Origin of the sequence: Sphingobium sp. IP1 (genome assembly GCF_002708645.1) — a bacterium.
Classification (GTDB): domain Bacteria; phylum Pseudomonadota; class Alphaproteobacteria; order Sphingomonadales; family Sphingomonadaceae; genus Sphingobium; species Sphingobium yanoikuyae.
On the sequence record NZ_NOIW01000008.1, the window covers coordinates 54,239 to 80,598 of the forward strand.

General features: G+C 58.1%; 23 protein-coding genes. 16 read left to right on the forward strand and 7 right to left on the reverse strand.

Annotated elements, in window-relative coordinates; all coding sequences use genetic code 11:
* Nucleotides 1-50 precede the first annotated feature (50 nt).
* Nucleotides 51-1,880 carry an ATP-binding protein gene (locus tag CG471_RS04215; RefSeq protein WP_099230805.1) on the reverse strand — a complete coding sequence of 610 codons (1,830 nt, stop codon included), beginning with the start codon at nt 1,878-1,880 and terminating at the stop codon, nt 51-53.
* A 239-nt stretch (nt 1,881-2,119) separates the two neighbouring features.
* On the opposite strand from CG471_RS04215, the gene CG471_RS04220 reads away from it, so the two are divergent.
* The 5 genes from CG471_RS04220 to CG471_RS04240 all read left to right on the forward strand — a co-directional run bounded on the left by CG471_RS04220 (nt 2,120) and on the right by CG471_RS04240 (nt 9,397).
* Entirely contained in the window at nt 2,120-4,264 is a 2,145-nt protein-coding gene (locus tag CG471_RS04220) for a catalase (RefSeq protein ID WP_004209575.1), read from the forward strand.
* 182 nt (nt 4,265-4,446) lie between these two features.
* A complete protein-coding gene (locus tag CG471_RS04225) occupies nt 4,447-4,941 on the forward strand; it encodes a nucleoside deaminase (protein ID WP_004209576.1) in 495 nt (164 codons plus the stop codon).
* A gap of 130 nt (nt 4,942-5,071) precedes the next feature.
* Nucleotides 5,072-5,629 (forward strand): PAS domain-containing protein, encoded by a 558-nt coding sequence (locus CG471_RS04230; RefSeq protein WP_004209577.1) that lies wholly within the window; start codon nt 5,072-5,074, stop codon nt 5,627-5,629.
* Nucleotides 5,626-9,051 carry a chemotaxis protein CheB gene (locus CG471_RS04235; protein WP_004209580.1) on the forward strand — a complete coding sequence of 1,142 codons (3,426 nt, stop codon included), beginning with the start codon at nt 5,626-5,628 and terminating at the stop codon, nt 9,049-9,051. The genes CG471_RS04230 and CG471_RS04235 overlap by 4 nt, the downstream gene beginning before the upstream one ends.
* On the forward strand, nt 9,044-9,397 hold the full coding sequence (locus CG471_RS04240; RefSeq protein ID WP_099230807.1) for a response regulator: 354 nt from the start codon (nt 9,044-9,046) through the stop codon (nt 9,395-9,397). Before CG471_RS04235 ends, CG471_RS04240 begins: the two co-directional genes overlap by 8 nt.
* 94 nt (nt 9,398-9,491) lie before the next feature.
* On the opposite strand, the gene CG471_RS04245 is transcribed toward CG471_RS04240, so the two are convergent.
* Complete coding sequence (locus CG471_RS04245) at nt 9,492-9,752, reverse strand: hypothetical protein (protein WP_004209582.1); 261 nt, start codon at nt 9,750-9,752, stop codon at nt 9,492-9,494.
* A gap of 242 nt (nt 9,753-9,994) precedes the next feature.
* Between CG471_RS04245 and amyA the strand changes: the two genes are divergently transcribed.
* Nucleotides 9,995-11,473 (forward strand): alpha-amylase, encoded by a 1,479-nt coding sequence (gene amyA / locus CG471_RS04250; RefSeq protein WP_004209583.1) that lies wholly within the window; start codon nt 9,995-9,997, stop codon nt 11,471-11,473.
* A gap of 204 nt (nt 11,474-11,677) precedes the next feature.
* On the opposite strand, the gene CG471_RS04255 is transcribed toward amyA, so the two are convergent.
* Nucleotides 11,678-12,328 (reverse strand): sigma-70 family RNA polymerase sigma factor, encoded by a 651-nt coding sequence (locus CG471_RS04255; RefSeq protein ID WP_004209584.1) that lies wholly within the window; start codon nt 12,326-12,328, stop codon nt 11,678-11,680.
* Nucleotides 12,329-12,559: 231 nt separating this feature from the next.
* Here CG471_RS04255 and CG471_RS04260 point away from each other — a divergent pair, with 231 nt between their 5' ends.
* The gene (locus tag CG471_RS04260) at nt 12,560-13,111 is read left to right on the forward strand and encodes a type 1 glutamine amidotransferase domain-containing protein (protein ID WP_004209585.1); all 552 of its coding nucleotides are present in this window, start codon (nt 12,560-12,562) and stop codon (nt 13,109-13,111) included.
* A 59-nt stretch (nt 13,112-13,170) separates the two neighbouring features.
* Nucleotides 13,171-13,461: a hypothetical protein gene (locus tag CG471_RS04265; RefSeq protein WP_037490782.1), complete on the forward strand. Its 291-nt coding sequence runs from the start codon at nt 13,171-13,173 to the stop codon at nt 13,459-13,461.
* A 168-nt stretch (nt 13,462-13,629) separates the two neighbouring features.
* On the opposite strand, the gene CG471_RS30035 is transcribed toward CG471_RS04265, so the two are convergent.
* A complete protein-coding gene (locus CG471_RS30035; RefSeq protein ID WP_180275604.1) occupies nt 13,630-13,845 on the reverse strand; it encodes a hypothetical protein in 216 nt (71 codons plus the stop codon).
* 4 nt (nt 13,846-13,849) lie between these two features.
* On the opposite strand from CG471_RS30035, the gene CG471_RS04270 reads away from it, so the two are divergent.
* The 8 genes from CG471_RS04270 (at nt 13,850) to CG471_RS30040 (ending at nt 21,082) form a co-directional block, all read left to right on the forward strand.
* The gene (locus CG471_RS04270; protein ID WP_004209586.1) at nt 13,850-14,566 is read left to right on the forward strand and encodes a Crp/Fnr family transcriptional regulator; all 717 of its coding nucleotides are present in this window, start codon (nt 13,850-13,852) and stop codon (nt 14,564-14,566) included.
* A 54-nt stretch (nt 14,567-14,620) separates the two neighbouring features.
* The gene (locus tag CG471_RS04275) at nt 14,621-14,821 is read left to right on the forward strand and encodes a hypothetical protein (RefSeq protein ID WP_004209587.1); all 201 of its coding nucleotides are present in this window, start codon (nt 14,621-14,623) and stop codon (nt 14,819-14,821) included.
* Between the two features lie 161 nt (nt 14,822-14,982).
* The gene (locus CG471_RS04280; protein ID WP_004209588.1) at nt 14,983-16,077 is read left to right on the forward strand and encodes a glycosyltransferase family 4 protein; all 1,095 of its coding nucleotides are present in this window, start codon (nt 14,983-14,985) and stop codon (nt 16,075-16,077) included.
* An 8-nt stretch (nt 16,078-16,085) separates the two neighbouring features.
* Entirely contained in the window at nt 16,086-18,305 is a 2,220-nt protein-coding gene (locus tag CG471_RS04285; RefSeq protein WP_099230809.1) for an amylo-alpha-1,6-glucosidase, read from the forward strand.
* Nucleotides 18,306-18,420: 115 nt separating this feature from the next.
* On the forward strand, nt 18,421-19,485 hold the full coding sequence (locus tag CG471_RS04290; RefSeq protein WP_004209590.1) for an AI-2E family transporter: 1,065 nt from the start codon (nt 18,421-18,423) through the stop codon (nt 19,483-19,485).
* 115 nt (nt 19,486-19,600) lie between these two features.
* A complete protein-coding gene (locus tag CG471_RS04295) occupies nt 19,601-19,789 on the forward strand; it encodes a hypothetical protein (RefSeq protein ID WP_004209591.1) in 189 nt (62 codons plus the stop codon).
* A gap of 264 nt (nt 19,790-20,053) precedes the next feature.
* Complete coding sequence (locus CG471_RS04300) at nt 20,054-20,539, forward strand: hypothetical protein (protein ID WP_004209592.1); 486 nt, start codon at nt 20,054-20,056, stop codon at nt 20,537-20,539.
* A gap of 396 nt (nt 20,540-20,935) precedes the next feature.
* The gene (locus tag CG471_RS30040; protein WP_004209597.1) at nt 20,936-21,082 is read left to right on the forward strand and encodes a lmo0937 family membrane protein; all 147 of its coding nucleotides are present in this window, start codon (nt 20,936-20,938) and stop codon (nt 21,080-21,082) included.
* 870 nt (nt 21,083-21,952) lie between these two features.
* Here CG471_RS30040 and CG471_RS04310 read toward each other — a convergent pair.
* From CG471_RS04310 to CG471_RS04320, 3 genes are all read right to left on the reverse strand, one after another.
* Nucleotides 21,953-23,593: an FMN-binding glutamate synthase family protein gene (locus tag CG471_RS04310; RefSeq protein WP_099230811.1), complete on the reverse strand. Its 1,641-nt coding sequence runs from the start codon at nt 23,591-23,593 to the stop codon at nt 21,953-21,955.
* A complete protein-coding gene (locus tag CG471_RS04315) occupies nt 23,590-25,299 on the reverse strand; it encodes a thiamine pyrophosphate-dependent enzyme (protein ID WP_099230813.1) in 1,710 nt (569 codons plus the stop codon). Before CG471_RS04315 ends, CG471_RS04310 begins: the two co-directional genes overlap by 4 nt.
* A gap of 177 nt (nt 25,300-25,476) precedes the next feature.
* Nucleotides 25,477-26,313 carry a hypothetical protein gene (locus CG471_RS04320; RefSeq protein ID WP_257211418.1) on the reverse strand — a complete coding sequence of 279 codons (837 nt, stop codon included), beginning with the start codon at nt 26,311-26,313 and terminating at the stop codon, nt 25,477-25,479.
* Between the last annotated feature and the right edge of the window lie 47 nt (nt 26,314-26,360).

Consider the following 26,360-nt stretch of genomic DNA (forward strand, 5'->3'; position numbering starts at 1 on the left):
AAAAGATGATCTATTCAATTATATTTGCAATAATTGGTATCCGCGTAGGGCTATATTACCGCCTGATGCTTTCGTTCTTCGCCGATGCATATCTCTCCCAACAGTCGGGACAGTTCATTCACCGAATAGGGTTTGTGCAGAAGTGGAAAGCCATGGCGGCTATCATCAGCCAGGACATGGCTATAGCCACTGGTGAGCACCACGGGGATTTCCGGCCAGCGCGCCCGGATCTGACGCCCAAGCTCCAGACCATCGATCCCGGGCATGACGACATCTGAAAAAACGATATCGATATTGGCGTGCGAACGCTCAAGCACCGCGATCGCCTCAGGAGCATTGGCCGCACGCCACGTCTTGTAACCAAGATCCTCGAGGAGCTGCGAAGCGAAGTCTCCGACCGGCTCATTATCCTCGACGATCAGAATATTCGCATGCTGGATGGCGCAACGTCCTGACGGCGTGACATCCTCCAGGGAATGTGGCGCGGCAGCCCGCGGCAGATAGAGGCTGAACGTCGTCCCGATACCCAACCGACTTGCAACGTCGATCTCGCCACCGGACTGTTTGATAAAGCCATAGACCTGGCTCAGTCCCAAACCCGTACCCTTGCCCACCTCCTTGGTCGTGAAGAATGGCTCGAATATATGTTCTATCTGCCCTTCGCTCATGCCCAAACCCTCATCCGTCACGGAAATCCTGACGAAATCGCCCCTGGCAGCCGCGAGGCCGCCGCGGGCCGGGATTGATCCGGCCGCTTCCACCGACAGGGTAATCCGTCCCTCTCCGTTCATCGCGTCGCGCGCGTTCACCGCCATGTTGATCAGCGCGGTTTCGAACTGGCTCGCATCGACTTCGACAAAACAGGAGGTGCAGATCGGGTCGACAACAAGGGCAATGCGCGAACCCACGACCGTTCGAAGCATATCCGCAACGGCTTCAACCTTGCGCGCGGCATTGAACGTCTCTGGTCGAAGGGCCTGGCGGCGCGCAAAAGCGAGAAGCTGGCTCGTCAGCTTCGCCGCACGGTCCGCGGTCTCCGAGATGGCATCAATATATTTCTTCTGCTTCTCGCGCGGCAGCTCGCGGGTCGCGAGAAGGTCGGCGGACCCACGGATGATGGTGAGAAGATTGTTGAAATCATGCGCAACGCCGCCTGTCAGTTGCCCGATCGCTTCCATCTTCTGAAGTTGGCGAAGCTGATCCTGAGCCGAGGACAGTTCGCGCGAACGCTCCTCGACACGCGCCTCCAGCGTGTCATTGAGCAGGCGCAGCTGTTCTTCCGCAATGGTCCGCTCCAGAAGGTCTGCGGCCTGCCGGGCGAGGATATCGAGCAGACGCAGGTCCCGCTCGGAAGGATGATGCGGACGATCCCAATGGGTGGAGATCATGCCGAGCAAGCGGCCGGTGCGCGAGAGAAGCGGCGTGGTCTGAGCCGAGCGGATGCCCGCGGCGCGAAACGCATCGAGGTCGGCAGTCCCGGCGATATCGGCCCATTTCTCGAAATCAGGAACAATGGCGCGCTGACCCATTTTCAGGGCTAGCGTGCAACTGCTGTAGGCTGCTGGACTGACCCACTGCCAGAACCCGACCGCTTCTGCCGGCAAGCCTCTGTGCGCCAGCAACTGGAGTTGCCCCCCATGTCCCGAAGGGTCATCGGCGGGGCAAAGGAGTTGCATCGTCCCGAACTGGGAGCCGGTGATGGCAACAGCGGCCTCCACGATCTTGCCATAGAGTTCGAACCGATCATTCTCGGCGATGAGCGTAACGCTGATCGCGTGAAGCAACTCGATATCGGACGGTTCCCTGGCCGGGCCCTGAACTTGCGACCCACGCGGCAATATCTGCGGCCCACGATATGTGACAGTCATCATCGCTCCCATGCCGCCATCATCGGCCGCGCTTCACGCCAAAAGAGGCATATGCACGAAAAGTTCCGGTGAGTTCTGGCCGCAGACATCACGCGCCCCAGTGCCGCGCGGTCGCTATCTAAGATTCATATTGATCCAGATTGGTCCTGGACATCTTCTCGCCTCCCGCCGGAACCCAGCCTCCCGCTTCCGGTTAGAGGTCTGTCTGCTGCGACAATCGCAGCCTATCATGCGCGTCAGGGAGAATTGATATGGCCGTTTCGGGTCCCAAAAGTGATGCTGCTCTGGAAAATGGTCTTGCCGATCACCAGCCCGGAGCTGGAAGTCCCGATTATGAGACGATGGTCGGAGAAGGCGGAGAGACGCAGCAGAGGTTGCAGGATGAGCGCTCCGGTGATGCCCTGACAGACAATTTCGGGCATCGGATCGCAGACAATCAGAATAGTCTGAAGGCCGGCGCCCGCGGTCCCACGCTGCTGGAAGATTTCGTACTGCGCGAGAAAATCTTCCATTTTGACCATGAACGCATCCCTGAACGGATCGTCCATGCACGCGGCTCTGGCGCCCATGGGATTTTCGAGTGCACCAAGGCCATTCCCGATGTGACCAAAGCGAGCATTTTCCAGAAGAAGGGTGCGAGCTGCCCTGTGTTCGTTCGTTTCTCCACTGTGGCCGGTGGCGCGGGTTCCGTTGATACACCGCGCGATGTGCGCGGCTTTGCTGTGAAATTCTACACGGAAGCCGGCAACTGGGACCTGGTCGGCAACAACATCCCGGTATTCTTCATTCAGGATGCGATGAAATTTCCTGACCTGATCCATTCGGTGAAAATGGAAGCGGATCGGGGCTATCCCCAGGCTGCGAGCGCCCATGACACCTTCTGGGATTTTGTATCGCTCATGCCCGAGAGCATGCACATGATCATGTGGGCCATGTCCGATCGGGCCATTCCTCGCTCGCTGCGGATGATGGAAGGATTTGGCGTCCACAGCTTCCGCTTCATCAACCAAGACGGCGACGGCAAGTTCGTGAAGTTCCACTGGAAACCGGTTCTGGGCGTTGCGTCCCAGGTCTGGGACGAGGCTGTCAAGACGGCAGGCGCCGACCCCGATTTTCATCGCCGCGATCTGTACGAAGCCATTGCCAGCGGTGATTATCCCGCCTGGGACCTGGGCGTGCAGATTTTCGATGAGGCTTGGGCGGCAGAACAGCCCTATGATGTGCTGGATGCAACCAAGCTGATCCCGGAAGAGGATATTCCTGTCGAGATCATCGGGCGCCTCACGCTCAATCGCAATGTCGACAATTTCTTTGCCGAGACAGAGCAGGTAGCCTTCCTGCCCAGCAACGTCATTCCAGGCATCGACTTCACGAATGACCCCCTGCTGCAGGGGCGGCTTTTCTCTTATCTCGATACGCAAAAGTCGCGTTTGGGAACGACCAACTTCCATCAGATCCCGATCAATGCGCCCAAATGCCCCTTCCACAATATGCAGCGCGACGGGTTGATGCAGACGCTGGTCCCCAAGGGGCGCGCCAATTACGAGCCGAACAGCCTGAACGAGGCTGGCGAGGATAGTGGTCCACGCGTTGCGCCCGAAACCGGCTTCACATCCTTTAGCGATAATGGAGAACGCAACGATCCCACTGACAAGATGCGGATACGTGCCGAAACATTTGCCGATCATTATAGTCAGGCGCGGATGTTCTATCTGTCGCAGACCGAGAATGAACAGGCGCACATCGCATCGGCCATTGTCTTCGAGTTGTCGAAGGTGGTGATGCCTCATGTGCGGCTTCGGGTTCTCTCGCGTCTGCGCAACATTGACGAGGATCTGGCGCAACGAGTCGCCGACGGGCTGTCGATCGCTCTGCCTGAAAAGGCGCCAGCAGCCCGAGACCTTGTGGAGATGCCCATCTCCGACGCTCTTTCTATCCAGAAGAATGCCAAGGATGGCTTCGCCGGCCGCAAGGTCGGAATTCTGTTTGCCGAAGGCTCCGACAAGGCGATGGTGGAGAAGCTCAAGACGGGCGTGGAGAAAGCAGGCGGCAGCGTCTTTCTGGTTGCGCCCAAAATTGGTCCCCTCAAGGTCAAGGGCGGAACGCTCGAAGCGGACGGCAAGCTCGATGGCTCGCCCTCCGTGCTGTTCGATGCGATTGCCTCCGTGCTGATGCCGCAAAGCGCGGAGATATTGTCGAAGCAAGGCGCTGCGGTCCAATGGTTCATGGACGCCTATGGCCATTGCAAGACCATCGCCCATTGCCCCGGCACGCAGATCATCCTCGACAAGGCGGGGGTGGAAAAGGACGACGGCGTCATTCCAAACGAGATGCTGCTGGACAAGGGCCCCAAGCGGCACTGGGCGCGAGAGCCGAAAATCCGCGATCTCGCCTGAGATCAGCTGCTAAGTCCGCATGCGCGCCATTAGTGCGCATGCGGACAATTCTGTGCTGAGCTGTCCGGGACGACAGATTCATTTCGTTGGCACATCCAAAGCAGCTGGCGCCGACATGAGGTCGGTGCGCGGCGCCAACATCTTAGCAGTCCTGAGGAACGTGTCAGGACGAGGAGGACCAGATGATTCAGCCCGAAGACGAAGCATGGATGCGCGAGGCTATCGCGATTGCGCGTTCAAAAGGGTCTGATCCTTCAACCTCCCCTCTGGGCTGCGTGATCGTGCTGGATGGGAGGATGATAGCCGGCGAACGCAATCAGACTCAGGAGTTACCCGACGCGACAGCCCATGCAGAAATGATGGCGATCAGGCGCGGTTGCGAGAATAGCGGTGACATGGAGCTGCGCGGCGCAACGCTTTATTCGACGCTTCAGCCATGTGGAATGTGCACGATGGCATCGATCTGGGCAAAGGTCGGAAGGGTCGTTTACGGCGCTGGAAGGCATGATGTTCATCAGATGTATTTCGAGGCAAGGCATGTCGACACGCTGGATTTCGTAGCAGAAGCCTATCGCGATGATATCTCGATAGAGGGGGGATGCCTGCGCGCGGAATGCGCTGAACTTTACTACCCGCCTGACGCAGATCTTTCGGAGGAGGAACAGGCCAACCTATAACATCATCATTTTCTGCCCAGATGGCGGCATGGCTCAATCGGGTCGGCTTGTTTCGACGATAAGCCAAGGGTATCGCGGAGCCGATGAAAGGGCCGGGCGTTGTGCGTGCGGATCAACTTATGGAGTTCTGATGCGCGCAATCCTCCCAGAGCAGCTGGCAAGCTATTTTGACAGCTCGCCTGTGGCTTTGTCGCTCGGCCGCGCAGAGGGCGATCATGAGCTGCTGTTGACGAATGAGGGCTTCAGGAACCTGACCGGCTATGCGACGAGCGAGATCGTCGGCCGCAATTGCAGGTTCTTGCAGGGACGCAGCCGGAATGAAGAGGCCCGCGCGCAGATACGGTCGTTCCTCCAGGACGATGGGCAGGCGAACGTGCGGACGTCCATCGTCAATTTCCGGAAGGACGGGCGCCCCTTCGTCAATCTTCTCTACATGACGAAACTTCGCGCTCAGTCGGGCCAGGTGCGCTATATTTTTGCGTCTCAATTCGATGTCAGTCGCACCCAGCCGGATCGACTGGCGGATTATGATCTCGACCTTGAGCGTACGCTTGACCGATTGAGTCCGGTCCTGGCGGAAAGCGGGATCGTGGTTGAAGGTTCGCTGATGACAATCGCGAATACGGTGGCCACCATAGCACAGGCCAAGCTCATATTGTCGGATCTGGACAATGGCGATTTCCTTTGAGCGGTGAGACGGCTAACCCCAGCCGGTTGCCGATCGTGGGCATCGGCGCTTCGGCGGGCGGGCTTGAGGCCCTGCGCGAAATGCTGGCGTCAGCCCGTGGCCAGACCGGCATGTCCTTCGTCATCGTTCAGCATCTTGATCCCAATCATGAGAGCATGCTGGCGCAATTGCTGGACCGCCACACGACCCTGGAAGTTCTCCAGTGCGAGGGTGGTGAGCAGATAGAGGCGGACAAGGTTTACATCATCCCTCCCGGTCGCGGCCTGGTCATACGCGAGGGCATGTTGGAACTGACCGACTTCGCGCAGCCCCGCGGTCTTCGCAGACCGATAGATGATTTCTTCATCTCCCTCGCGTCGGACAAGCAGGCGGATGCCGCCTGCGTCATACTTTCAGGTACCGGCGCTGACGGGACCATGGGCTTGCGTGCCGTGAAGGAAAATGGCGGGCTGTGTGTCGTGCAGGATCCTGAAACGGCAAAATATGATGGCATGCCGCTGTCTGCTGTGGGAACCGGACTGGTCGATTTCGTCAAACGTCCAAGCGAGATAATTCAATGTCTGGAAGGATTTTTCCAGCACCGTGCCACGGCCGAAACACCCGAACGGGAAGCTGCTCTGGTCGCCGATCATGTCGATGATCTGTGCAAGACACTGCGAACTGCGGTGGGCCATGATTTTTCGGGTTACAAGCGCACGACCCTTATCAGGAGGGTCGAACGGCGCATGCATGTGCTGGGGATCACGTCGGGCCACAGCTATCTTTCGCGGATAAAAAGCGACAGGGACGAATGTGAAGCGCTGTTTCGTGATCTCCTGATCAACGTCACCCGATTTTTCCGGGACGCAGATCTGTTCGAGCGTCTGAGGATCACGGTTATCGAGCCGCTGGTCGATCAGGCCGATGGCGAGGAAATCAGGGTATGGGTTCCAGGCTGCTCCTCTGGCGAGGAAGCCTACAGCGTTGCGATGCTCTTCGCCGAAGCTGCTCGCAAACGAAATATTCTGCCGGCATCCGTGCAGATCTTCGCTACGGATATTGATGAGCAGATGCTGCAGATTGCGCGCGAAGGAGTATATCCTGCGTCTGCGCTTGCAGATATTCCGCTGGCGCTGCGCGAGCAATATGCGATCCCTCACGCAGAAAGGTTCACGATCGTTCCCCAATTGCGGGACATGATCCGCTTCTCCAGTCATAGCCTGGTCAAGGATCCGCCCTTCTCGCGCATCGATCTGGTCTCCTGTCGCAATCTTCTCATCTATTTCGATGATCGGCTGCAGCAAACGGTCATGCCGATCCTGCATTATGCTGTTCGGCCAAATGGATATCTGTTTCTTGGACCGTCCGAAAGCGTCGGGAGATTCGAGCATCTCTTCCCGGCGATCGATCAGCAGGCGCGCCTTTTCCAACGCGCGCCTGGGCCACCCAATTATCCGATCGATCTGCCGGGTGGCGGCAGGCTCCGCGATCAACCCGCGACAGGTTCCGGCAACAGGCCGTCGGGTCGGTCGGCAAGCGATGAGACCATAGCGGTTCGTCGCCTCGTCGAGCGCTATACGCCCGCTAGTCTCGTGCTAGATCAGGATGGCGCCATCATCTCTGCCTATGGTCGGCTCGGCCGCTATTTTGATTTTCCGGTCACACGGACGGGAGGCTCGAGCGCGATTGGTCTCGCCCGCGCTGGGCTTCGCAACGTTCTTGGGCCGCTACTGCGCGAAGCGCGCGACAGTCGAAAGCGGGTCGTTGCGCGTGATGTGCAGGTCATGTCCGAATATGGCATGCAGCAGATCGATGTCATCTGCGATCCACTGACCGATGGCACGCTGCTTTTCGTTTTCCGCGACACGGCGCCTTTCCGCCCAGCGCTTGATCAGGATGTCGGCGAACTGGACGCAAGCGATGATCATCTCGATGCGTTGGAGGACGAGCTTCGTGTCACGCGGCACCGCCTGCGTACCGCTGTCGAAGAATTGGAGACGGCGAATGAGGAACTGAAAAGCTCCAACGAAGAAATGATGTCGATGAATGAGGAGCTTCAGTCCACCAACGAGGAGCTCACGACCGTAAATGATGAGCTGAAGTCAAAAGTTGACCAGCTGACTGTTGCAAATTCCGACCTTCGAAATTTCTTCGAGTCGACCGATCTGGCAGTGATTGTGCTCGATGGAAAACTTCAGATCAGAAGCTACACCGAAGCTGCGACGGCCCTTTTTCCGCTTCAGCCCAGCGACCGCGGACGACCATTGGAGGATGTCACGTCACGCCTTGCAGGGACGCTCTATCTTGATGATGCACGGTCCGTGTCAGAGGGGCATCCTGTGATCCAGAGGCGTGTCACGACCCGCGATGGCGCGAGAACCCTTTCGCTTCGAACATTGCCTTACAGAACCCAGAGCGGATCGACGGACGGCGCGACGCTCGTCCTGACGGACATTACTGACGCATTGTCTCTCGAGCGCGATCTTGCGGCCGAACGTGAGCGCCTTGGGATGGCCATTCGGGCAGGTGGCGTTGCAACATGGGAATATAATGTCGACACGGGCGAGGCGATCATCGATGACCATGGGCGTTCCATCCTGGGAATAGCGCCCGACATCGCTTCGACCGATGGTGAGCGGCGCCTGGCGCGACTGCATCCCGACGACCGTGAAGCTTTCGATGCAGCATTGGCGGAAGTTGTCGCGCAAGGGGGCGATTTCGAAGCGAGCTATCGCGTCGTCGAGAACGGCCAAACGCGTCGCATCAAGAGTTTCGGCAGGATCGTGAGCGATGGCTCAGTCCGTCATCTGGTCGGCGTCTCTATCGATGTAACGTCGGAATATATGCTCGCCGAGACGCGTGAACTGATGTTGCGCGAAATGAATCATCGCGTGAAGAATCTTTTCGCGATCGTGGGCGGAATGGTCTCCGCTGGGGCGCGGATTCATGATGATGTGCGTGCCTACGCCGCCGATCTGAGGGAGCGTATTGCAGCCTTGGGACGTGCGCATTCCCTTGCTTCGCCAACGGGGGAAGTACAGGCCATCAATCTGGAAGAGTTGGTTCGGACAACCATCGAACCCTATCGGGATCATGCAGCAATCTCGATCAGTGGACCTGAAATCCTCATCGCGCGTTCCTGCCTCTCGTCCCTGGCGTTGATGCTGCATGAATGGGCGACCAATTCGGTCAAATATGGGGCTCTGGGGGCCTCCGATGGGAGATTGAACATCGTTTGGAAACTTGACCATGATCTCCAGTTGACGTGGAGCGAAACGCGCCGGGACGCACTGAGCGAGGATGGCGACGTTGGGAGCGGATTTGGCACCCTGCTGGTCCAGACATCATCCCGACAATTGGGCGGGCATGTGGAAAGAGATATTAGCGACGACATGTTCACGATAAGCCTTACCCTGCCGGACAAGGTTCTGGCCGATGCCTAAGACGATCATGCTGGTTGAAGACGAGCTCCTGGTTGCCTTCGATGTACAGGACATCATTGAAGCTCAGGGCTTTTCGGTCGACGGCCCCTACATCTCTGTTAAGGATGCTGTCGCGGCGGTCACTGCGCAACTGCCGTCCTGCGCTGTGCTCGACGTGCGTTTGCAGGATGGCGAGGTCTTTCCGGCGGCTGATTTGCTCGAAAAAGCGGGCGTTCCAATCATATTCCATTCCGGGCATGCCGACGCCTCGGATCTCAAGCGGCGCTATTCCAAGGCTGCGGTGTGCGAGAGGCCCTGTTCGCCCGCGGCCCTGAGAGATACGATACTCGAGCTGCTCGCCGAATGAGCCCAATTTTTGCGTAGCGCTCCGCCACCATTTCCTCGCAGCACCTGACCACGCGCCTCAGGCCGTCGCAAGATGTCCCTGAAGGCGGAGATTTTCAGGCGTCGTCGGGGATGGTCGGATTGTTCGTTCCTGGCGCGCCGGGCATCAAGGCTCCGTCAGCATTCCGATCCTCCTCAGGTCCCGACCGTTCGCCCAGGGCGCGGTCGTCGGGCTGCGCCTCCTGACCGTGGATCGGCTGGTTTTTGGACTGCTCCTCCTGCGTGCGCCGCGCATCATTCGCGTGGTGACCATTGCCTTGCATAGTCGTGGCCTGCGGCTGCGCGGCTGCCGCGATAGCCAGGATGAATATCCACATGATGCTTCCTCTCACTTCTCCATAGTCGCTCTAATCTCCCGTGGAGCGACGTGGTTCCGGATTTTCTCCTCTTGCAGCCCCCAAACGGGAATCATGAGCAAGCGGCACACGCTTTCTATGGCTCGAATTTGTGCAGCCGTCGCGAAGCGCCCCGCGCAAAATCGGCAAGCAATTCGGCCTCTGCAACTCCTGTCCCATGCGCTCGTTTAGCGGCAGCGACTTATGTTGGAACGGGAGCTTTCATGGCCGGACGCACGCTGCTTCAGTTTTTCCACTGGTACTATCCTGATGGAGGCCAGCTCTGGGACGAGGTCGCTCAAAAAGCGGAGGATCTCAAGGAGTTGGGTGTGACGGACGTCTGGCTACCCCCGGCCTATAAAGGGGCTGCAGGCGGCTATTCCGTAGGCTATGACAGCTATGATCTTTTTGACCTGGGCGAATTCGATCAAAAAGGATCCATAGCCACCAAATATGGTGATCGCGCCGCGCTGGAACGGGCGGCGCATGCGCTGCACGACGTTGGCCTTGGCGTCATTCATGACGTTGTCTTCAATCATAAAATGGGCGCGGACGAGATGGAAACGGTCCATGTTCGCAGGGCCAATCCCGATAATCGGGACGAAGTGGAAGACCAAGCATTCCAGGCTCGCGCCTGGACCCGCTACGTTTTCCCTGGACGCCAGGGGCGCTATTCAGAGTTTGTCTGGGATGCCAGATGCTTCACCGGCGTCGACCATATTGAAGAACCGGATGAAGATGGCGTGTTCCGGCTCGTCAATGAATATGGTGATGGGGAATGGAATATCGAGGTCGACGACGAAAAGGGCAATTTTGACTATCTGATGGGATCAGACGTCGAGTTTCGGAACCGGGCGGTCTATGAAGAGCTCAAATATTGGGGCAGATGGCTGGCTGATCAACTGCCTTGTGACGGATTCCGTCTCGATGCAGCCAAGCATATCCCTGCATGGTTTTTCCGCGATTGGGTAGGGCACATGCGCGAAAGCGTCGGCGACGCGCTGTTTGTCGTCGCCGAATATTGGCATCCCGACATGACGGTCCTGCAAGCATATCTGGACATGGTCGATCGACAACTCATGCTTTTCGATGTCGGCCTTCTCCATCGTTTTCACGATGCGGCACGAGCCGGCGGCGATTTTGACCTGCGAACGATCTTCGATGGTTCGCTGCTGCATGCCGCCCCGGATCATGCGGTAACGATCGTCGGCAATCACGACACCCAACCGCTCCAGGCTCTTGAAGCACCCGTGGAGGATTGGTTCAAACCCCTGGCCTATGCCTTGATCCTGATCCTCGAACAGGGCACCCCATGCATCTTCTATCCCGATCTTTTCGGCGCACGATATGCCGATCAAGGTGGCGATGGGCACGCGCATGAGATCGTCATCGAGCCGGTGGCATGTCTGCCTCAGTTGCTCAGAGCACGGCAACTCTATGCCCATGGACCGCAAAGCGATCTGTTTGATGATCCACATTGTGTCGGTGTCATACGCCATGGCACCCAGGATCAGCCAGGATGTGTCCTGCTTGTGTCGAATGGCGAAGAGGCGAGCAAATCGGTCCAGCTCGGACCGGAGCATGCAGGGGCATCTTTCCATGATTTTCTGGGCCATCATGCTGAAGAGATAATCGCTGATGAAAACGGAAGCATCATCCTTAAGGTGCCCGGCGGCTCGATCAGTCTTTGGGTTCGCACATAACGCAATTTCCGTAATTTGCCTTCTTGGCCTTCGGCTCTTCTGGCAGCCTATTTCTTTCAATACAGGACAAGGTGCATCTCGAACGAACCGAGAGGCTGGCGGCGCCGGTTCAGGATCGGCGCGATGGCGGTCAGCGTAACTCTGGCGAGTCGTCGCAGACGGATAAGCGCGTTCTGCATCGCCCGGCCAAGTGAATGCAGCCCTTCAGGCAACGAGACGGGTCATGGCCTCACCCGGCTCTCCAGCCGGCTGTCGATCTTCAATGGCATCGATGACAGAAAACAGGTTTGTCACATTCTCATCGGCTTCGAATTCCGATCGGGACTGGGCTAATTGGCCATCGTTGATCAAAGCTTCGAGCGCCGTGCGAGCACGAGCAACGCGGCTTTTGACAGTACCGATCGCAGTGCCCATGATGGTCGCGGCTTCCTCGTAGGAAAAGCCACCCGCCCCGATCAATATAAGTGCCTCACGCTGAGGAACGGGGATCTGCGCGAGAGCGCGCACGACATCGGATAGCTCGACAATCTTCAACTGTTCCGCGGGCGCGGCAAGTAGTCTGTCTGCGACAAGATCGTCCCACGCCCCGACAAATTTGCTGCGCCGGCTGAGGCTGAAATAGTGATTGCGAAGGATAGTGAACGTCCATGCACGAAAATTGGTGCCGGTTATGAACCGCCCCCGCGCGCTCCAAGATTTCAGCATGGTTTCCTGGACCAGGTCGTCGGCAAGATCGCGATCACCACACAGACTGCGGGCAAAAGCTCTGAGTTGCGGCAGGACCAGCGTGAGTTCCCGCTTGAATGCTGTGTCAGTCAGCTTGTGCGGAGTCTCGGCGATTTGCGTTGCCGTCATACAGGCCCTTCGTGACGATGATGTAGCGCTGTGTCTGATAACGGGGTGGTTGACGATCTGTTCCGCTGGGGTCGGCGGGGCGAAGACCTGTCCGCCTCTGCGCCAGCCGCCTGTCGGCCATGGCAAGCCGGTGCGAGGCGCATGTTTACGGGGCGATCGGATCCTGCAGGGCCTCTGGCCGTTACCCCCTCATCTAACCCAGTCAGAAAAACTATTTCCAAAGGAGTCGCCATGTCGCTCAGCGACCGCACGATCGCCCTTCTCATCGCTCCGCGCGGTACGGAAGAAGTCGAATTTCTGGAGCCGATGAACGCCTTAAAGAGGGCGGGTGCGCGCGTTCAAGTGATCGGCCTTCAATCTGGCCAGGCACGCACCAATGTTCATGATCTTGATCCCGGTGGCGAATATGCCGTCGACATGACCTTCTATGAAGCAGATCCTGCATCTTTCGATGGCCTGGTCATTCCCGGTGGCAGTGTGGGTGCTGACAAATTGCGTGCCAGCCCCGAAGCGATATCCTTTGTCGAGGCAATCTTCGATGCGGGTAAGCCGATCGGGGCTATTTGTCATGCGCCCTGGCTTCTGATCGAAGCCAAGATAGCCCCCGGTCATTCGCTTACCTCTTATCCTTCGATCAGGACGGACATCGAAAATGCCGGCGGTCATTGGGTGGATGAGGAAGTCGTGATCGACGGTCAGTGTATCACCAGTCGCAGTCCTGATGATCTGCCGGCATTTTGTGCTGCGCTCGTCGACGCATTTGCAAACGCGTCATCGCGTTGAACTTTTTCTGGAACGGGCGGCGAACGCCGGCCGCCAATTTTGCAACAGGGTGAGGGTCAATGATTTTTCGTAAAAAGGCCATACAGGGTCGGGCATTTGGCCAGTCTCGTGATGAGGCGATGCAGGACGCGGTGAAGATCGGAATTGCGGAAACCGCAGCGCGTGCCGCTGTCACTGCGACAGTCACATTCGCGGTGGGTTGGCTCCTCAAGCGGACCTTCGAAAAAACGGTGGCGCAAAATGCGCAATCTGCCTGCAGGACAAAACCATCCATGGCGACCAATAGCCCTGCGGTGAGCTACAAACATACGCGAAAGCGGGCTGATATGGTTAGTCCGGACGCCTCCTGAAGAAAGACGCGCTGGAGTTTTCGAATGACCAAGGCTGAGCGATCTTTAGGCAAGGGTGCGACTGCCTGCGTGCAGCTTGACCAGAAAATTTCGAGTGAGCGCATTTCTTCGGATACAAAGCGGACATTGAGAAGTTATCGTTCGGTAAGTCATTGACTTGCGGCCCCCCTAGCCCTGCATCGAAAGATGCAGGGTTTTTAGTATCTGGCTTTCGTTGCGGCTCCCGCGTGATGCACCCGTGACCTTTTTGACCGTGGCGACCGCGATCCAGTTCGCTCGGATCTCGGCCGGATTATCTGTGCGAAGCGTGAGTGATCCTTTGCACTCGACCCTTGTCGGGTGATGTGCGAATGCATTGATCATCCATTTTGCAATGCTGGACATGATGATGGTGTTTGCCGACTTTCTGCGAGGTCGAAGGCGTGACCTCCTGAGTGCCCAGGATCTCGAAGCGCTTGAAGCTGCGGTAGCTGACGTGCGAAACCTGCCTCCTCGCAAGACCTTCATCTCTCGCGATCAAAATATCACCATGAGCACCTATCTCATCGACGGCGTCATGTGCCGGTACATGGATGACCGGCAGGGAGAAAGACAGCTTGTTGCAGTGCATGTGGCCGGCGATTTCGTCGACCTTCATGGCTACCCGCTTGGTCATCTTGATCATGACCTCGCGACCTTGACCGCCTGTCGGGTAGCGTTGGTGCCCCATGTTGCGCTCGATCATCTTGTTGCGACGCGCCCGGCGCTTACGAAATTGCTCTGGTTCAGCACGCTCCTTGATGCTGCCATGCATCGCGAATGGATATTTCGCCTCGGGCGCCTCGATGCGATTGCGAGAGTCAGCCATTTCTTCTGCGAAACCGAGGCAAAATTGCGCGCGATCGGGCGAAGTGATGGATCGCATTTCATCCTTCCGATGACGCAGGCCGATCTTGGGGAGGCATGCGGAATTACATCCGTTCATATGAACCGGATGCTGCGGGAACTCAAAGATCGCAACCTCTTGGCGATGCATCGTCATGATGTTGAAATTCGCGATCGAAAAGGCCTGGCGCGGTTGGGCGAATTTGATCCCGCTTACCTTTTCCTCGACGACCAGAATTGACGGAACCGCCCTTGTCAGCCTGTCGTTGTCCGGGCTTGGAGAAGGAGCGAAAATATGCCAACCCCGGGTATCCATGAAGAAGCTGGCATCGCCTCAGCCCACGCCGGATTGATCATGCTGGATGGTCCCAACGGCATCGCCATAACGCTGACAGCCAGTGCAGCGGAGGGGACGGGTCTTTCCCTGTTGCGTGCCGCAGAACAGGCGCGTGAACAGTTGGAAAAAGGACAAACCGAAGATTTTGCGGAAGACTGAAGATAAAATCGTATTGATTTAGATCAATATGTCAGATCATTTCGGGTTTGCTCATTATTTTTATTGTTTCCGCAATGCAACTTTAGCCATTCATGCGGCTTTACTTTGCGGCTCGTGCGCTGGGGGAGGAACGAGGCCTATCTCCGTTAGAGGATAGCCGCATGAAGATCGCTCAAATCGCTCCCCTGGCTGAAAGTGTACCGCCCAAGCTTTACGGGGGTACCGAACGGATCGTCTCCTATCTCACCGAAGCTTTGGTGCATCAGGGGCACGAAGTGACCCTGTTCGCCAGCGGCGATTCACAGACTTCGGCCGAGCTTGTTCCGATCACGCCGGCGGCGCTGCGACTGACCCCGGGAATCGTCGACACGATCCCCTATCATATGATGATGCTTGATGCGGTGCGGCAACGGGCGGACGAGTTTGATGCGCTCCATTTCCATATCGATCTTCTGCATCTGCCGATGATCCAGGATTTCATCGGGCGCACCGTGACGACACTACATGGTCGGCTGGACCTTCCTGATCTGCCGCCATTCTATCGCTGCTTTGGCGATCACTGCCTGGTTTCGATCTCTGATCATCAACGGCAACCCATGCCCCCGGTCAATTGGGGCGCGACCATCTACCATGGTCTCCCGGCCGATCTGCTCACCCCCAGCCTTGGTGAAAATGAAGGTTATCTCGCCTTTCTCGGGCGTATTTCGCCTGAAAAAAGACCGGACCGCGCTATCCGCATCGCAGCCCGAGCCGGCATGGAATTGCGAATTGCGGCAAAAATCGACGCGGTCGACCGCGCCTATTGGGAGGAAGAGATCGCGCCTCTCGTCAAACTATATCCCAATATTCGCTTCATCGGCGAGATCAACGAGCGAGAGAAAGCTGATTTCCTCGGTGGTGCGAGCGCCTTGCTGTTTCCGATCGACTGGCCTGAGCCTTTCGGACTGGTGATGATCGAAGCCATGGCTTGCGGAACGCCGGTGATCGCCTTCCGCTGTGGATCGGTTCCGGAGGTCATCGAGGATGGGCGCTCGGGTTTCATCGTCGACAGCGAAGACGAGGCTGTCGAAGCGGTGAAACAAATTCGTCACCTCGAGCGCAAAATGGTGCGCGGCGTATTCGACGCACGGTTCACGGCTGACAGGATGGCTGCCGATTATGCCGCATTATATCATAGACTGCCTGGTGCGCGCACCGACGCAGCCTGGCTGCGTCGCCGGCGTGGCGAAGAATCGGAATTGCAGATCGTCGCATAGGAGCCGCCATGTCGCAGACCCAATCGCAGCCAGGGGTGTCGGGCATTGCAGGGGGACAGGCGCTGTCGCAGGCGCAAACCCAGTTCTTCATTCCTGCGACCGCCTCGTTGCATGAACGTCGCCCACGCACACTCAAGCATGGAGACAGCTTTGCTGTCTTTGATCACAGCGGCGACGCCATATCCGGGCCTGGTAGTCCCGAGGGTTTCTACCATCGCGATACGCGCCATCTTTCGCACCTGTACCTCACGGTCAATGGCATGCGCCCGATCCTGCTGAGTTCGGCGCTGCGGGACGACAATGCAATGTTGACCTGTGATCTGGCCAACCCGGACTTCATTGGAGAGGATGGGCGCGTAGAGGTGGAGCATGATCTGATCCATCTGCGTCGCAGCCGCTTTCTGTGGGACGGCGCGATCTATGAACGCATCATTGTCCGCAATTTCGACATTGCAGAGCGTCGGGTGTCGGTAGGCCTGTCCTTCGCTTCCGATTTTGCGGATCTGTTCGAGATACGTGGCATGACCAGATTGCGACGCGGCACCATGCACGAGCCGCAGGTCGGAGACGCCGATGTCCTGCTAGGCTATCGAGGACGCGATGACCTTGAACGCTCGACACATCTCCATTTTGATCCCGCACCCGCGCAACTAACGGCGGAGCAGGCGCTATTTGAAGTCACTGTTGGCCCCGGCAGTCGATCCACATTATTCGCACGTATCTCCTGCGAACATAAGAATGAGGTCGATCAACCCCTTCCCAAGCTCTTTCTAAAATCCCTGCGCGAGGCCATGCGTGCGCTTCAGCATGCGCGACGCCGCGCTGCTTCGATGCAATCGTCCAATGACCTGTTCAATGCCGTTTCGCGGCGTTCGGTTTCCGACATCTCGATGCTCTCCACCGATACAGAATTTGGGCCTTATCCCTATGCCGGCATTCCTTGGTTCAGCACCGTTTTCGGTAGGGATGCCCTGATCACTGCCCTTCAGACGATCTGGATGGACCCGGCCATCAGCCGAGGCGTGCTTGGATATCTCGCTGCGCATCAGGCGACGGATTTCGACCCGACAGCTGATGCCGAGCCAGGTAAGATTCTGCACGAAGTACGTCACGGCGAAATGGCCGAGCTGGGAGAGGTCCCTTTCCGTCATTATTATGGCAGCATCGATTCCACGCCGCTTTTCGTCATGCTGGCCGGCGCCTATTTGGAGCGCACCGGGGACCTTGAATATCTCGCTGGCTTGTTACCCAATATCGAGGCTGGATTGCGATGGATCGACACTCATGGCGATCGCGATGGTGATGGCTTCGTTGAATATGGACGCCTGACGGATCAGGGCCTGCAGAACCAAGGCTGGAAGGACAGCCATGATTCCATCTTCCATGTCGATGGCAGTATCGCCAGAGGCCCGATCGCTCTGGCTGAAGTTCAAGCCTATGTTTATGGCGCGTGGCAGGCGGCAAGCCTCATCTATCGTGCGATGGGCGATCTGGATCGCTCGGAAACCTATCTTGCCCGGGCTGTCGATCTCCAGCAGCGTTTCGACGCGTCTTTCTTCGACGCGGAACTGGGAACATATGTGCTCGCGCTCGATGGGCAAAAGCAGCCCTGCCGGGTTCGTTCCTCCAACGCAGGCCATGTCCTCTACACAGGCCTGGCACGACCAGAGCGCGCGCCCATAGTGGTGGCAACCTTGATGGCGCCCGCCTCATTTTCCGGCTGGGGCGTCAGGACGATCGCGTCGACCGAAAAACGCTACAATCCCATGAGCTATCATAATGGCTCAATCTGGCCGCACGACAATGCGCTGATTGCCGCAGGCTTTTCGCGATATGGGTTTCAGCGTCAGGCGGCGCAGATATTCGAAGGACTCTTTGCCGCTGCAACCTATGTTGATCTCATGCGGCTGCCTGAACTGTTCTGCGGTTTCCCGCGACGACGCTCCCAAGGCCCGACCTTTTATCCGGTCGCTTGCAGCCCCCAGGCATGGTCGGCGGCGGCCCCGCTATCTCTGATCCAGGCCAATCTTGGACTGGCATTTGATGTCTCGTCCAACGAAATCCTTTTCCGCCAACCCACCTTGCCGACATTTATCGACCGGCTTTTCATCAAGGCGTTGCCATTGGGCCTGGCTGAGGCGGATATCATGCTTGAGCGTCTGGGAGATACGGTGGTCGTCAAACCGCAGCATCGGGACAGTCAGGTGAGGATTGTCAGTATAGCGTGATGAGCCAGTCCAAGGAGCGCACACAGCTGAGCCGGATGGCATCAGCCGACTATTTCACCCGCGCTCAAGATGCTGGTCCCGCTCAGCATATCAGCAATGATCGATCGGAATTTGGATGATTTCGCGCGAGCGTATCGACAATGGAGGATTGATCCTCTTCATCGCCATCTCGACGCTCGGGCTGGGTCTGATTGTTTCAGGTTTCATCTCGGCATTATTGTGGGCTGCTCTGGCGGCCCTGCTCTTTCAGCCGCTTTACAGACGTATCCTGTTCGACTGTCGCGGGCGACGCAACATGGCGGCGGCGTTGACGCTGCTCATCATTATCATAGCTGTCATCATGCCGGCCCTGATAATCGGGAGCCTCGTGATCGAGCAGGCAAGCGGCGTGTACGCAAAGATCAGAAGTGGCCAGATCGACTTTGTGACCTATTTCGGTCAGGTGCATGCTGCTTTGCCGATGCGGTTGCAGCAGTGGGTTGAGAATGCCGGTTTTGGCACGTTTGAGCGGGCACAAGCCAAGATTTCTCAGGCATTGAGCAACAGCGCGAGCATATTGACGCAGCGCGCATTGACCATAGGCGCGGACGCAGCAGCTTTCGTGCTTTCCTTTGGGGTGGGTCTCTATGTGAGTTTCTTTCTCCTGCGCGATGGGGAGGCGTTAGCATCGCAGATCATCACAAGACTGCCACTTGAACCGACCATAGCCCATCGGATTGCAACCCGCTTCGTGATCGTCGTGCGCGCGACCATAAAGGGATCGGGAATTGTCGCCCTGGCGCAAGGCATGCTAGGCGCAGCAACTTTCTGGATAGTAGGCATGCCTGCCGCCCTTCTATGGGGGGTGCTGATGGCGATTGCCGCCCTGCTACCAGCGATCGGACCTGCGATAATATGGCTGCCGGTAGCGACCTATCTGCTTGCTACGGGCGATTTTTGGCAGGCCGTCATCGTGGTTGCTTCCGGCGTCTTTGTGATCGGTCTTGTCGACAATCTCCTACGGCCCATGCTCGTAGGTCGAGATACCGGTCTGCCGGATTGGCTCATATTGGTGACGACCCTCGGCGGTATCGAGACGCTTGGCCTCAGCGGCATCGTGGTTGGGCCGATTGCTGCGGCCTTCTTCCTGACGGGATGGGATATATTGGCAGAGCAGAAAGCCGCTTCCACGCGAGACTGAACAGGGAATTGTTGGATTCCGCATAGCCCCCATGAACGCAAGATCGACCCGGGGGGAACGAAACGGCGATTGCCGCATTGTCGGCGAACCAATGGCGCGCCTTGCAGGATCTTCGATGATGTTCAAATATGTTGCGATCAGGCAGGAAAAGGGCCGCTGGCATATCAGCGCCGAGAGCGGCCGACCGGGCGATCCAGTCCTCAGTCTCGACAACAGAGGTTATGCCTCGCGCATGGACGCCCTGCAGGCTGCGATGATCTACGCGCAGGACAATCGCCTGGATATTGTTGAGATGGCCCTTTGAGGCGACCGGAAGCCTGCCACGATCTCTCTCCCCCATGCTCCGGTCGTTCGCGATGCTGTCCTTGCAGACGCGAATCGCGGAAAAAACTTGAACCGAAATCTGCGGCCCTATCGATCACCCACGAGGTGAAAATTACGGCTTGCGAAGCCATCGGATGCAGGCCCCTCGCAGCGCGACTATGCAATCCGTCGCCGCAGCTTGGGACGGGGCTGCGATATGAGCCAGTGTCGGTCGAACTCGTCATTGAAACATCAAGGAAAAGGCATGATCTTTAAGTCGATCCTTTTCTCGCGTGATGGTTGGGTGCCCAATAATTCTGCCATCCCGGTCGGGCTGTACCTCGGAGTCGAGCCAAGCGAGAGGACGGATCTGGCCAAGGCCTTCGAGGCGCGATTTGCGAGCCATGGCTGGCTACCTGAGTGGCGTGACAAGATCTATGATTATGATCATTATCACTCGACTGCGCATGAAGTGCTTGGAATGGCCTCGGGTCATGCCACTCTCGCACTTGGAGGATCGGCCGGATTTGAAATTGCGGTGGCGGCCGGCGATGCGCTGATGCTGCCGGCCGGAACCGGCCACCGCGCAGTCAAGCAGAGTCGGGATTTCCTCGCGGTAGGCGCTTATCCTGTCGGGCAGATCTGGGATATTTGTTGCGTCTCGCCAAGTCAGAGCATGCTGGATCGAATCAGCAGCCTGCCGCCGCCCGAATATGATCCGGTCACCGGCAGCAGAATATATTCACCGTAAAAGGCGGCTCCTCACCGCAACGTGCAATGCCAAGAGACCAGAGCAAATCGGCACATCATCTGTCTGTAGCCTGACATCCTTCACCGTTACGAAGTTTGCTAACGGATTGGACCATTTCAGATCTTTGAGCGTTCATTGTGTCGAGGAGACCGGCCTGATGCAATTTTCCCCCTTAATGCACTTCGTTGAGGCGCCACCCTCTCCATTGCCGCACCTGGCCATTTTGGCGGACGCCGAAGAACTGCAGCGGTCGGACGACAATATTTCGTCCCGATCTTCAACCGGCCAACATGTCGCCATGGGTGGCGCCATTCTGCTAACGGCTCTCCTGTTCGCGCGTGGGCTGAGATGATTTATATTTGGACAGTTTCTACTCGATGAAAAAGGAACGCCTCTATGTTGTGGACAATTCTCCTAGTCCTTCTCGTTCTCTGGGTTCTGGGCGCGTTCGTCATTCCGGTCGGCGGTGGCCTGATCCATCTACTCCTGGTTCTGGCCGTAATCGTTCTGGTCTATCAGTTCGTGACCGGAAGACGGGCCTGATAGGAAAAACCGGGCGCCCAAAATTAGCGATGTGAACCAGCGGAATGTTGGGGGGCTAGGCGCGAGTAACCCATGCCCTTCAATGTTCATCAAAGGCGGGATTTCTGATCACTAACATTCTCTGGTCGATCGGAAAGTTTAAGCCACGGTGACGCCGAGCTACCATTTCTCTGCATCGTCGTTTCTAAAGAAATGTCTACCACCTCGAGAGATAGTAGCTATCCCGTCAGCGTGCTGCCGGCATTTCGATGGCCGGATCATGCCGCATCATGTCTGCGTGCGGAACCTGGACAGGCCGCTCTGTTGCTAATTCGTCGCGAACGGGAGTGTCAGAATTCGGCGCGAGGGCTTCGAGGTAGCGCATGATTTCTCAGCTGCACGGTCAAGGTCTTGCACAGGATCGGATTTCGCAATATTCGCCAATCCGTTATCAGCTTTCCTCACTTGAAAATCCTTGTGTGGCATGCCTACCTTCTTTTTCCAGATATTTTCTTCATAACAATCCAGTGCCCATGCGGTTGCAAGGCAAAGAATATACTCCATTTTTCGATGGCTCAAGTTCCAATCAATGAGTCGATTACTCAGTTTTAATAAGATAGCGATCGATAGGCTGCCGGGTCGTCTTCCGCGCTCTCTAAACTGACGTATGCGCGCTGACGCCTCGCTTAGTCTACCCAGCTTGTGGAAAGCCCTCCCGGTTGGGTAGCTCGCTTTTGCTAGACTTCGCTTCTTTCTCGGCTTTCGCGGATATGTTTCGTCCGTCGACGATCAGCGCGAGACACCGGAAATAGTGGCTCGTGCAGCCGCGGGCGAATGCTTTCGGGTGAACGCAATCCAAGGCCAGACCGAGCCGGGCTTGCCGACCATCGATCAGTCTATTTGCCTCTTGAACGAGGTTGCATCAGCCTGTGCCCACCAGCGCGCAAGACGCGGATCGCGAGCGCCATCGAGCAGTTCCCCAGGCTCAACGAAGGGATAAAGTTCATCGAAGGAACGCATCTCAACGGCACTGATCCGCTGGCGCAATCCGTCCGGCGTAAACTCGTCAGGGGAATCGAGGCCGCATGCAACGACGATATCATGCAGGGCCGACAGGGTGGATTGCTGGAACCGGGCGACACGTTCCGCCTTCTCGGGAATCACCAGCCCTCTCTGACGGGCCGGTGACTGCGTCGCCACGCCGGTTGGACAGGTGTCGGTATGGCAGCGCATGGACTGAACGCAGCCGAGCGAGAACATGAAAGCTCGCGCCGCATTGCACCAGTCTGCGCCCAGAGCCGCATTCATCGCGATCCCCGCGCCCGAACTGATCTTGCCTGACGCCGCCAGTCTGATCTTTCCCTTGAGATTTGTACCGACAAGTGCGTTGCGCGCAAGCATCAGTCCCTCGCGCAGCGGCATGCCGACCCGGTCCGACAATTCGGTGGGAGCTGCCCCCGTGCCATCCTCGGCGCCGTCAATCACGATGAAGTCGATCAGGATGCCGGTCTCGATCATCGCCTTCACCACAGCGAAAAGTTCATGGGGATAGCCTACGCACAATTTGATCCCGACCGGTTTGCCGCCAGAAAGTTCGCGCATCCTTCCAGCAAATTCGACGAGCTGGATCGGCGTAGAAAAGGCGCTGTGCCCAGCGGGGGAGAGGCAATCTTCGCCCATGGGCACGTCGCGGGTCTCGGCGATTTCGCGCGTCACCTTGGCCGCTGGCAATAGTCCGCCATGACCGGGCTTGGCGCCCTGGCTCAGCTTGATCTCCGTCATCTTCACTGCGTCATGGGCGGCCCTATCAGCGAAATGGCTTGGATCAAACTGGCCTTGTCGGTCTCGGCAGCCGAAATAGCCCGACCCTATTTCCCAGACGATGTCACCGCCATGTTTGAGATGATAGGGCGACAGGCCGCCTTCTCCAGTGTCGTGATAGAAAGCACCGATCTTTGCGCCGAGGTTGAGCGCCTCGATAGCATTGCTGCCGAGTGCGCCGAAACTCATGGCCGAAATATTGAGGCGCGCCGCCTGATAAGGCCGACTGCATTGATCCGTGCCGACATGGACCCGCGTCTCTCTGGGGGCGTCACGCGACGGTGCGATCGAATGAGCGAGCCATTCATATTCGTCGGAATAGACGTCGAGTTCGGTGCCGAATGGATGAGCATCGACCTCGCCCTTGGCGCGGGCGTAGACGAGCGCCCGTTCATCATGACTATAAGGTCGCCCATCCAGATCGCTTTCGACGAAATAGGCCCTGGCAAAGGGACGCAACCATTCGAAGAACCAGCGGAAGCGGGCGGAGGCGGGATAGTTTCGACGCAGGCTATGATGCGACTGGAACAGATCGGTCAACGCCAGGACCAGAATCGGCGCGAGCACAAGCAACAGCCACAGCGCATGGCGATGATGCCGGCCAATGGCCAGCGTTCCAATCGTGCCGACGAGCCCGATCAGCAGCAGCAGGTTTCGGGACAGCGGACGGTCGCGCGTCAATGCCGCGACCAGATTGGGTCTCTCGCTCACGAGAGAAGATTTCGGATCAGCCCGACCACATCGCGACCGCGTCCGTTGAGCACCGCCTTGGCCGAATAAAGCGCCATGCCCGCGACTTGCCCCACTTCGACCTTGGGCGGCATGACCAGTTCGAACCGATCCGTGATCACATCAAGCAGAGCCGGTCCGGGCGCGGCGAGCCAGTCCGTTACGGCCCCTTCAAGCTGGTCGGCTTGTTCAACGCGCCGGCCCCATAGCCCCATTGCCTCGGCCACGCGCGCAAAATCAGGATTGTCGAGGTCGGTATAGGCCTCCAGCAGCCCTTCAACCTTCTGCTCGATTTCGACGAAATCGAGTGCGCCATTGTTGAACACCGCGACCTTGATCGGCAGCTTCTCCTGCACTGCGGTCAGCAGGTCGCCCAACAGCATGGCGATGCCGCCATCGCCCGACAAGGATATCACGGTTCGGTCGGGGAACGCCGCCTTGGCTCCCAAGGCCTGAGGCATGGCATTGGCCATCGTGCCATGGCTCAGGCTGATAACGGTGCGATTGCGCCCGGTGGCCGCGACATGGCGCAGGCACCATACCATCGGCGATCCACCATCGGCGGTGTAGATGCTATCGGCGGGCGCATGCCGTGAAATCATCTCGGTGAGATATTGGGGATGAATTGCCCCACCTTTGCCGATGGTCGCATGCTTGGCCTGATCCTCAACCGTTCGGGCACGATGCGCTAGGCATTCGTCGAGAAACGCGCGTTCGCTGCGCGATGCTATGCGTGGCAGCAGCGCTTCGATCGTCGCAGCAACATCGCCCACGACGCCAAGGTCGACAGGATGGCGTCGTCCCAGATGGCTACCATCTATGTCGACCTGGATGATGGTTGCCTTTTCGGGATAGAATTGCCGCCAGGCAAAATCACAGCCCAGCAGCAGCAGCGTGTCGCAGGCCATCAGCGCATGATAGCCCGCCTCACCGCCGAATATACCGGTCATCCCGACATTGAACGCATTGTCATGCTCCAGGAAATCCTTGGCGCGCGAGGTATGGGCGACCGGTGCCTGGAGCGCGTGCGCCAAGGCAATGATCTGATCATGGGCGCCCTCGCAACCCGATCCACCGTAGATGGCGATCTTCTTGCCCTTGGCGATCTCAGCGGCGATGCGGTCGATATCCGCATCGGTCGGGCGTATGAGCGGACGGGCGGGATGAACCGCAAAGGGTGGCTCGTCGGGGGCCTTGGCGCTCGAGACATCCGCAGGTACGATCAGTACCGCCACCCCTTTCTTCGCCAGAGCGGCCTGGGCTGCCATCGCGGTCTTGCGCCGCGCCTGTGCGGGCGTCCTGATTTCTTCGCAGAATACGCTGCAGCTCTGGTAGATGGACCGGAAGTCGACCTCCTGCGGGAAGTCGAAGCCCAGTTCATCGCGAACGATCTGGCTGGCAATCAGGACCACGGGCGCGCGATTGCGGTGGGATTCGAACAGGCCATTGATGAAGTGGAGACTGCCGGGGCCGCAGGAGCCCGCGCACAGCGCCAATTCGCCGGTCAGCATCGAGTCTGCCCCCGCTGCAAATCCGCCCGCCTCCTCGTGGCGCACATGGACCCAGCGAATATCGCTTTCGCGGATGGCGTCAGTCACATGGTTGAGGGTGTCGCCCGGGACACCGTAGCAGCGCCTAGCCCCGGCTGCCGCGAGCGTTTTCACGATTACCTGCGCCACTGTGGTCATGAACTGTTCCCCGATAGCATCTTGAGATGCAGGGGTAAGCGGCGAGCGGCACCCATGTTCCGTTACAAATGAGTTATGTTGAACGGCGCTGGGTCGTCTGATGGCCGCCTGGCACCTCTTGCCGTTACAACGGGCTGCCCTTCATCAACTGCGAGCCGATAGAAGCGCCGCACGCCATCAGGCAAGCGCGACGCTCAACGGGCCGTCCGTGGGCATCTCATCGATAGCGCCGCACTTGGGGGCAGTAGCCAGGGCATTGGCACTGGAGAATTTCGGCAGCGCCAGCAGGCTTAGCGCATAGCCGATGATGGCGCTGCCGCCATAGCCCACAACCGGCGTCGGATAATTGCCCAGGGCAGCCGCCAGGATCACGGCGAACCAGACGGCGCCGAAAGCGACATAGATTGCGCGGCTCTGCGCAGCCCGGCGCCAACCAATGACGGAAGGGACGACGAGCAGCATCAAGCCGCCCAATACCGCCAGTCCCGCCACGGCATGAAGGTCGAACGATGAATAGAGGATCTGATCGACATAGGGAACTGCGGGCAGTCTGTCGGCACGGATCAGCGTTGCCGCAAAGCTCGCGGCGCTGGCAGCAAGTGCGGCGCACACATGTCGATCGGGGCGCATGACTGCAAGCGCGGTTAGGCAGATCAAGAGCATCGCTGCCATCGCGCGATCGGGCTGAAGCGCCATTGCGACCGCAGCCGCGACGATGCTGACAGTCGCGGGGACGTTTCGAAAACGCGAAAATGCGATGAGCATTGTCGGCAAGAGGATCAGACTTGGCTGCATCGCCAATCCGCCCCAATAAACCCAGCGCGCTATTCCATCGGCTTGGGAGCCGAAAAAAGCTGTTGCCAACAATGCCCCTGCCATCATGAGGTTTGCGCCGTCCGTCCAACCTTGCCCCGCTCGGGCAGCGCGTTCCAGCAGCAGCAGCAGCGTGAAGCCGATGATCAAGGCGCCCAGGTTCACCCCAAGATAGCGCATCGGCGCGCCGGCGATCGCCATATAGACAGTGCCGAGCAGGACAGCGCTGGTCAGACAGATGATGCCCA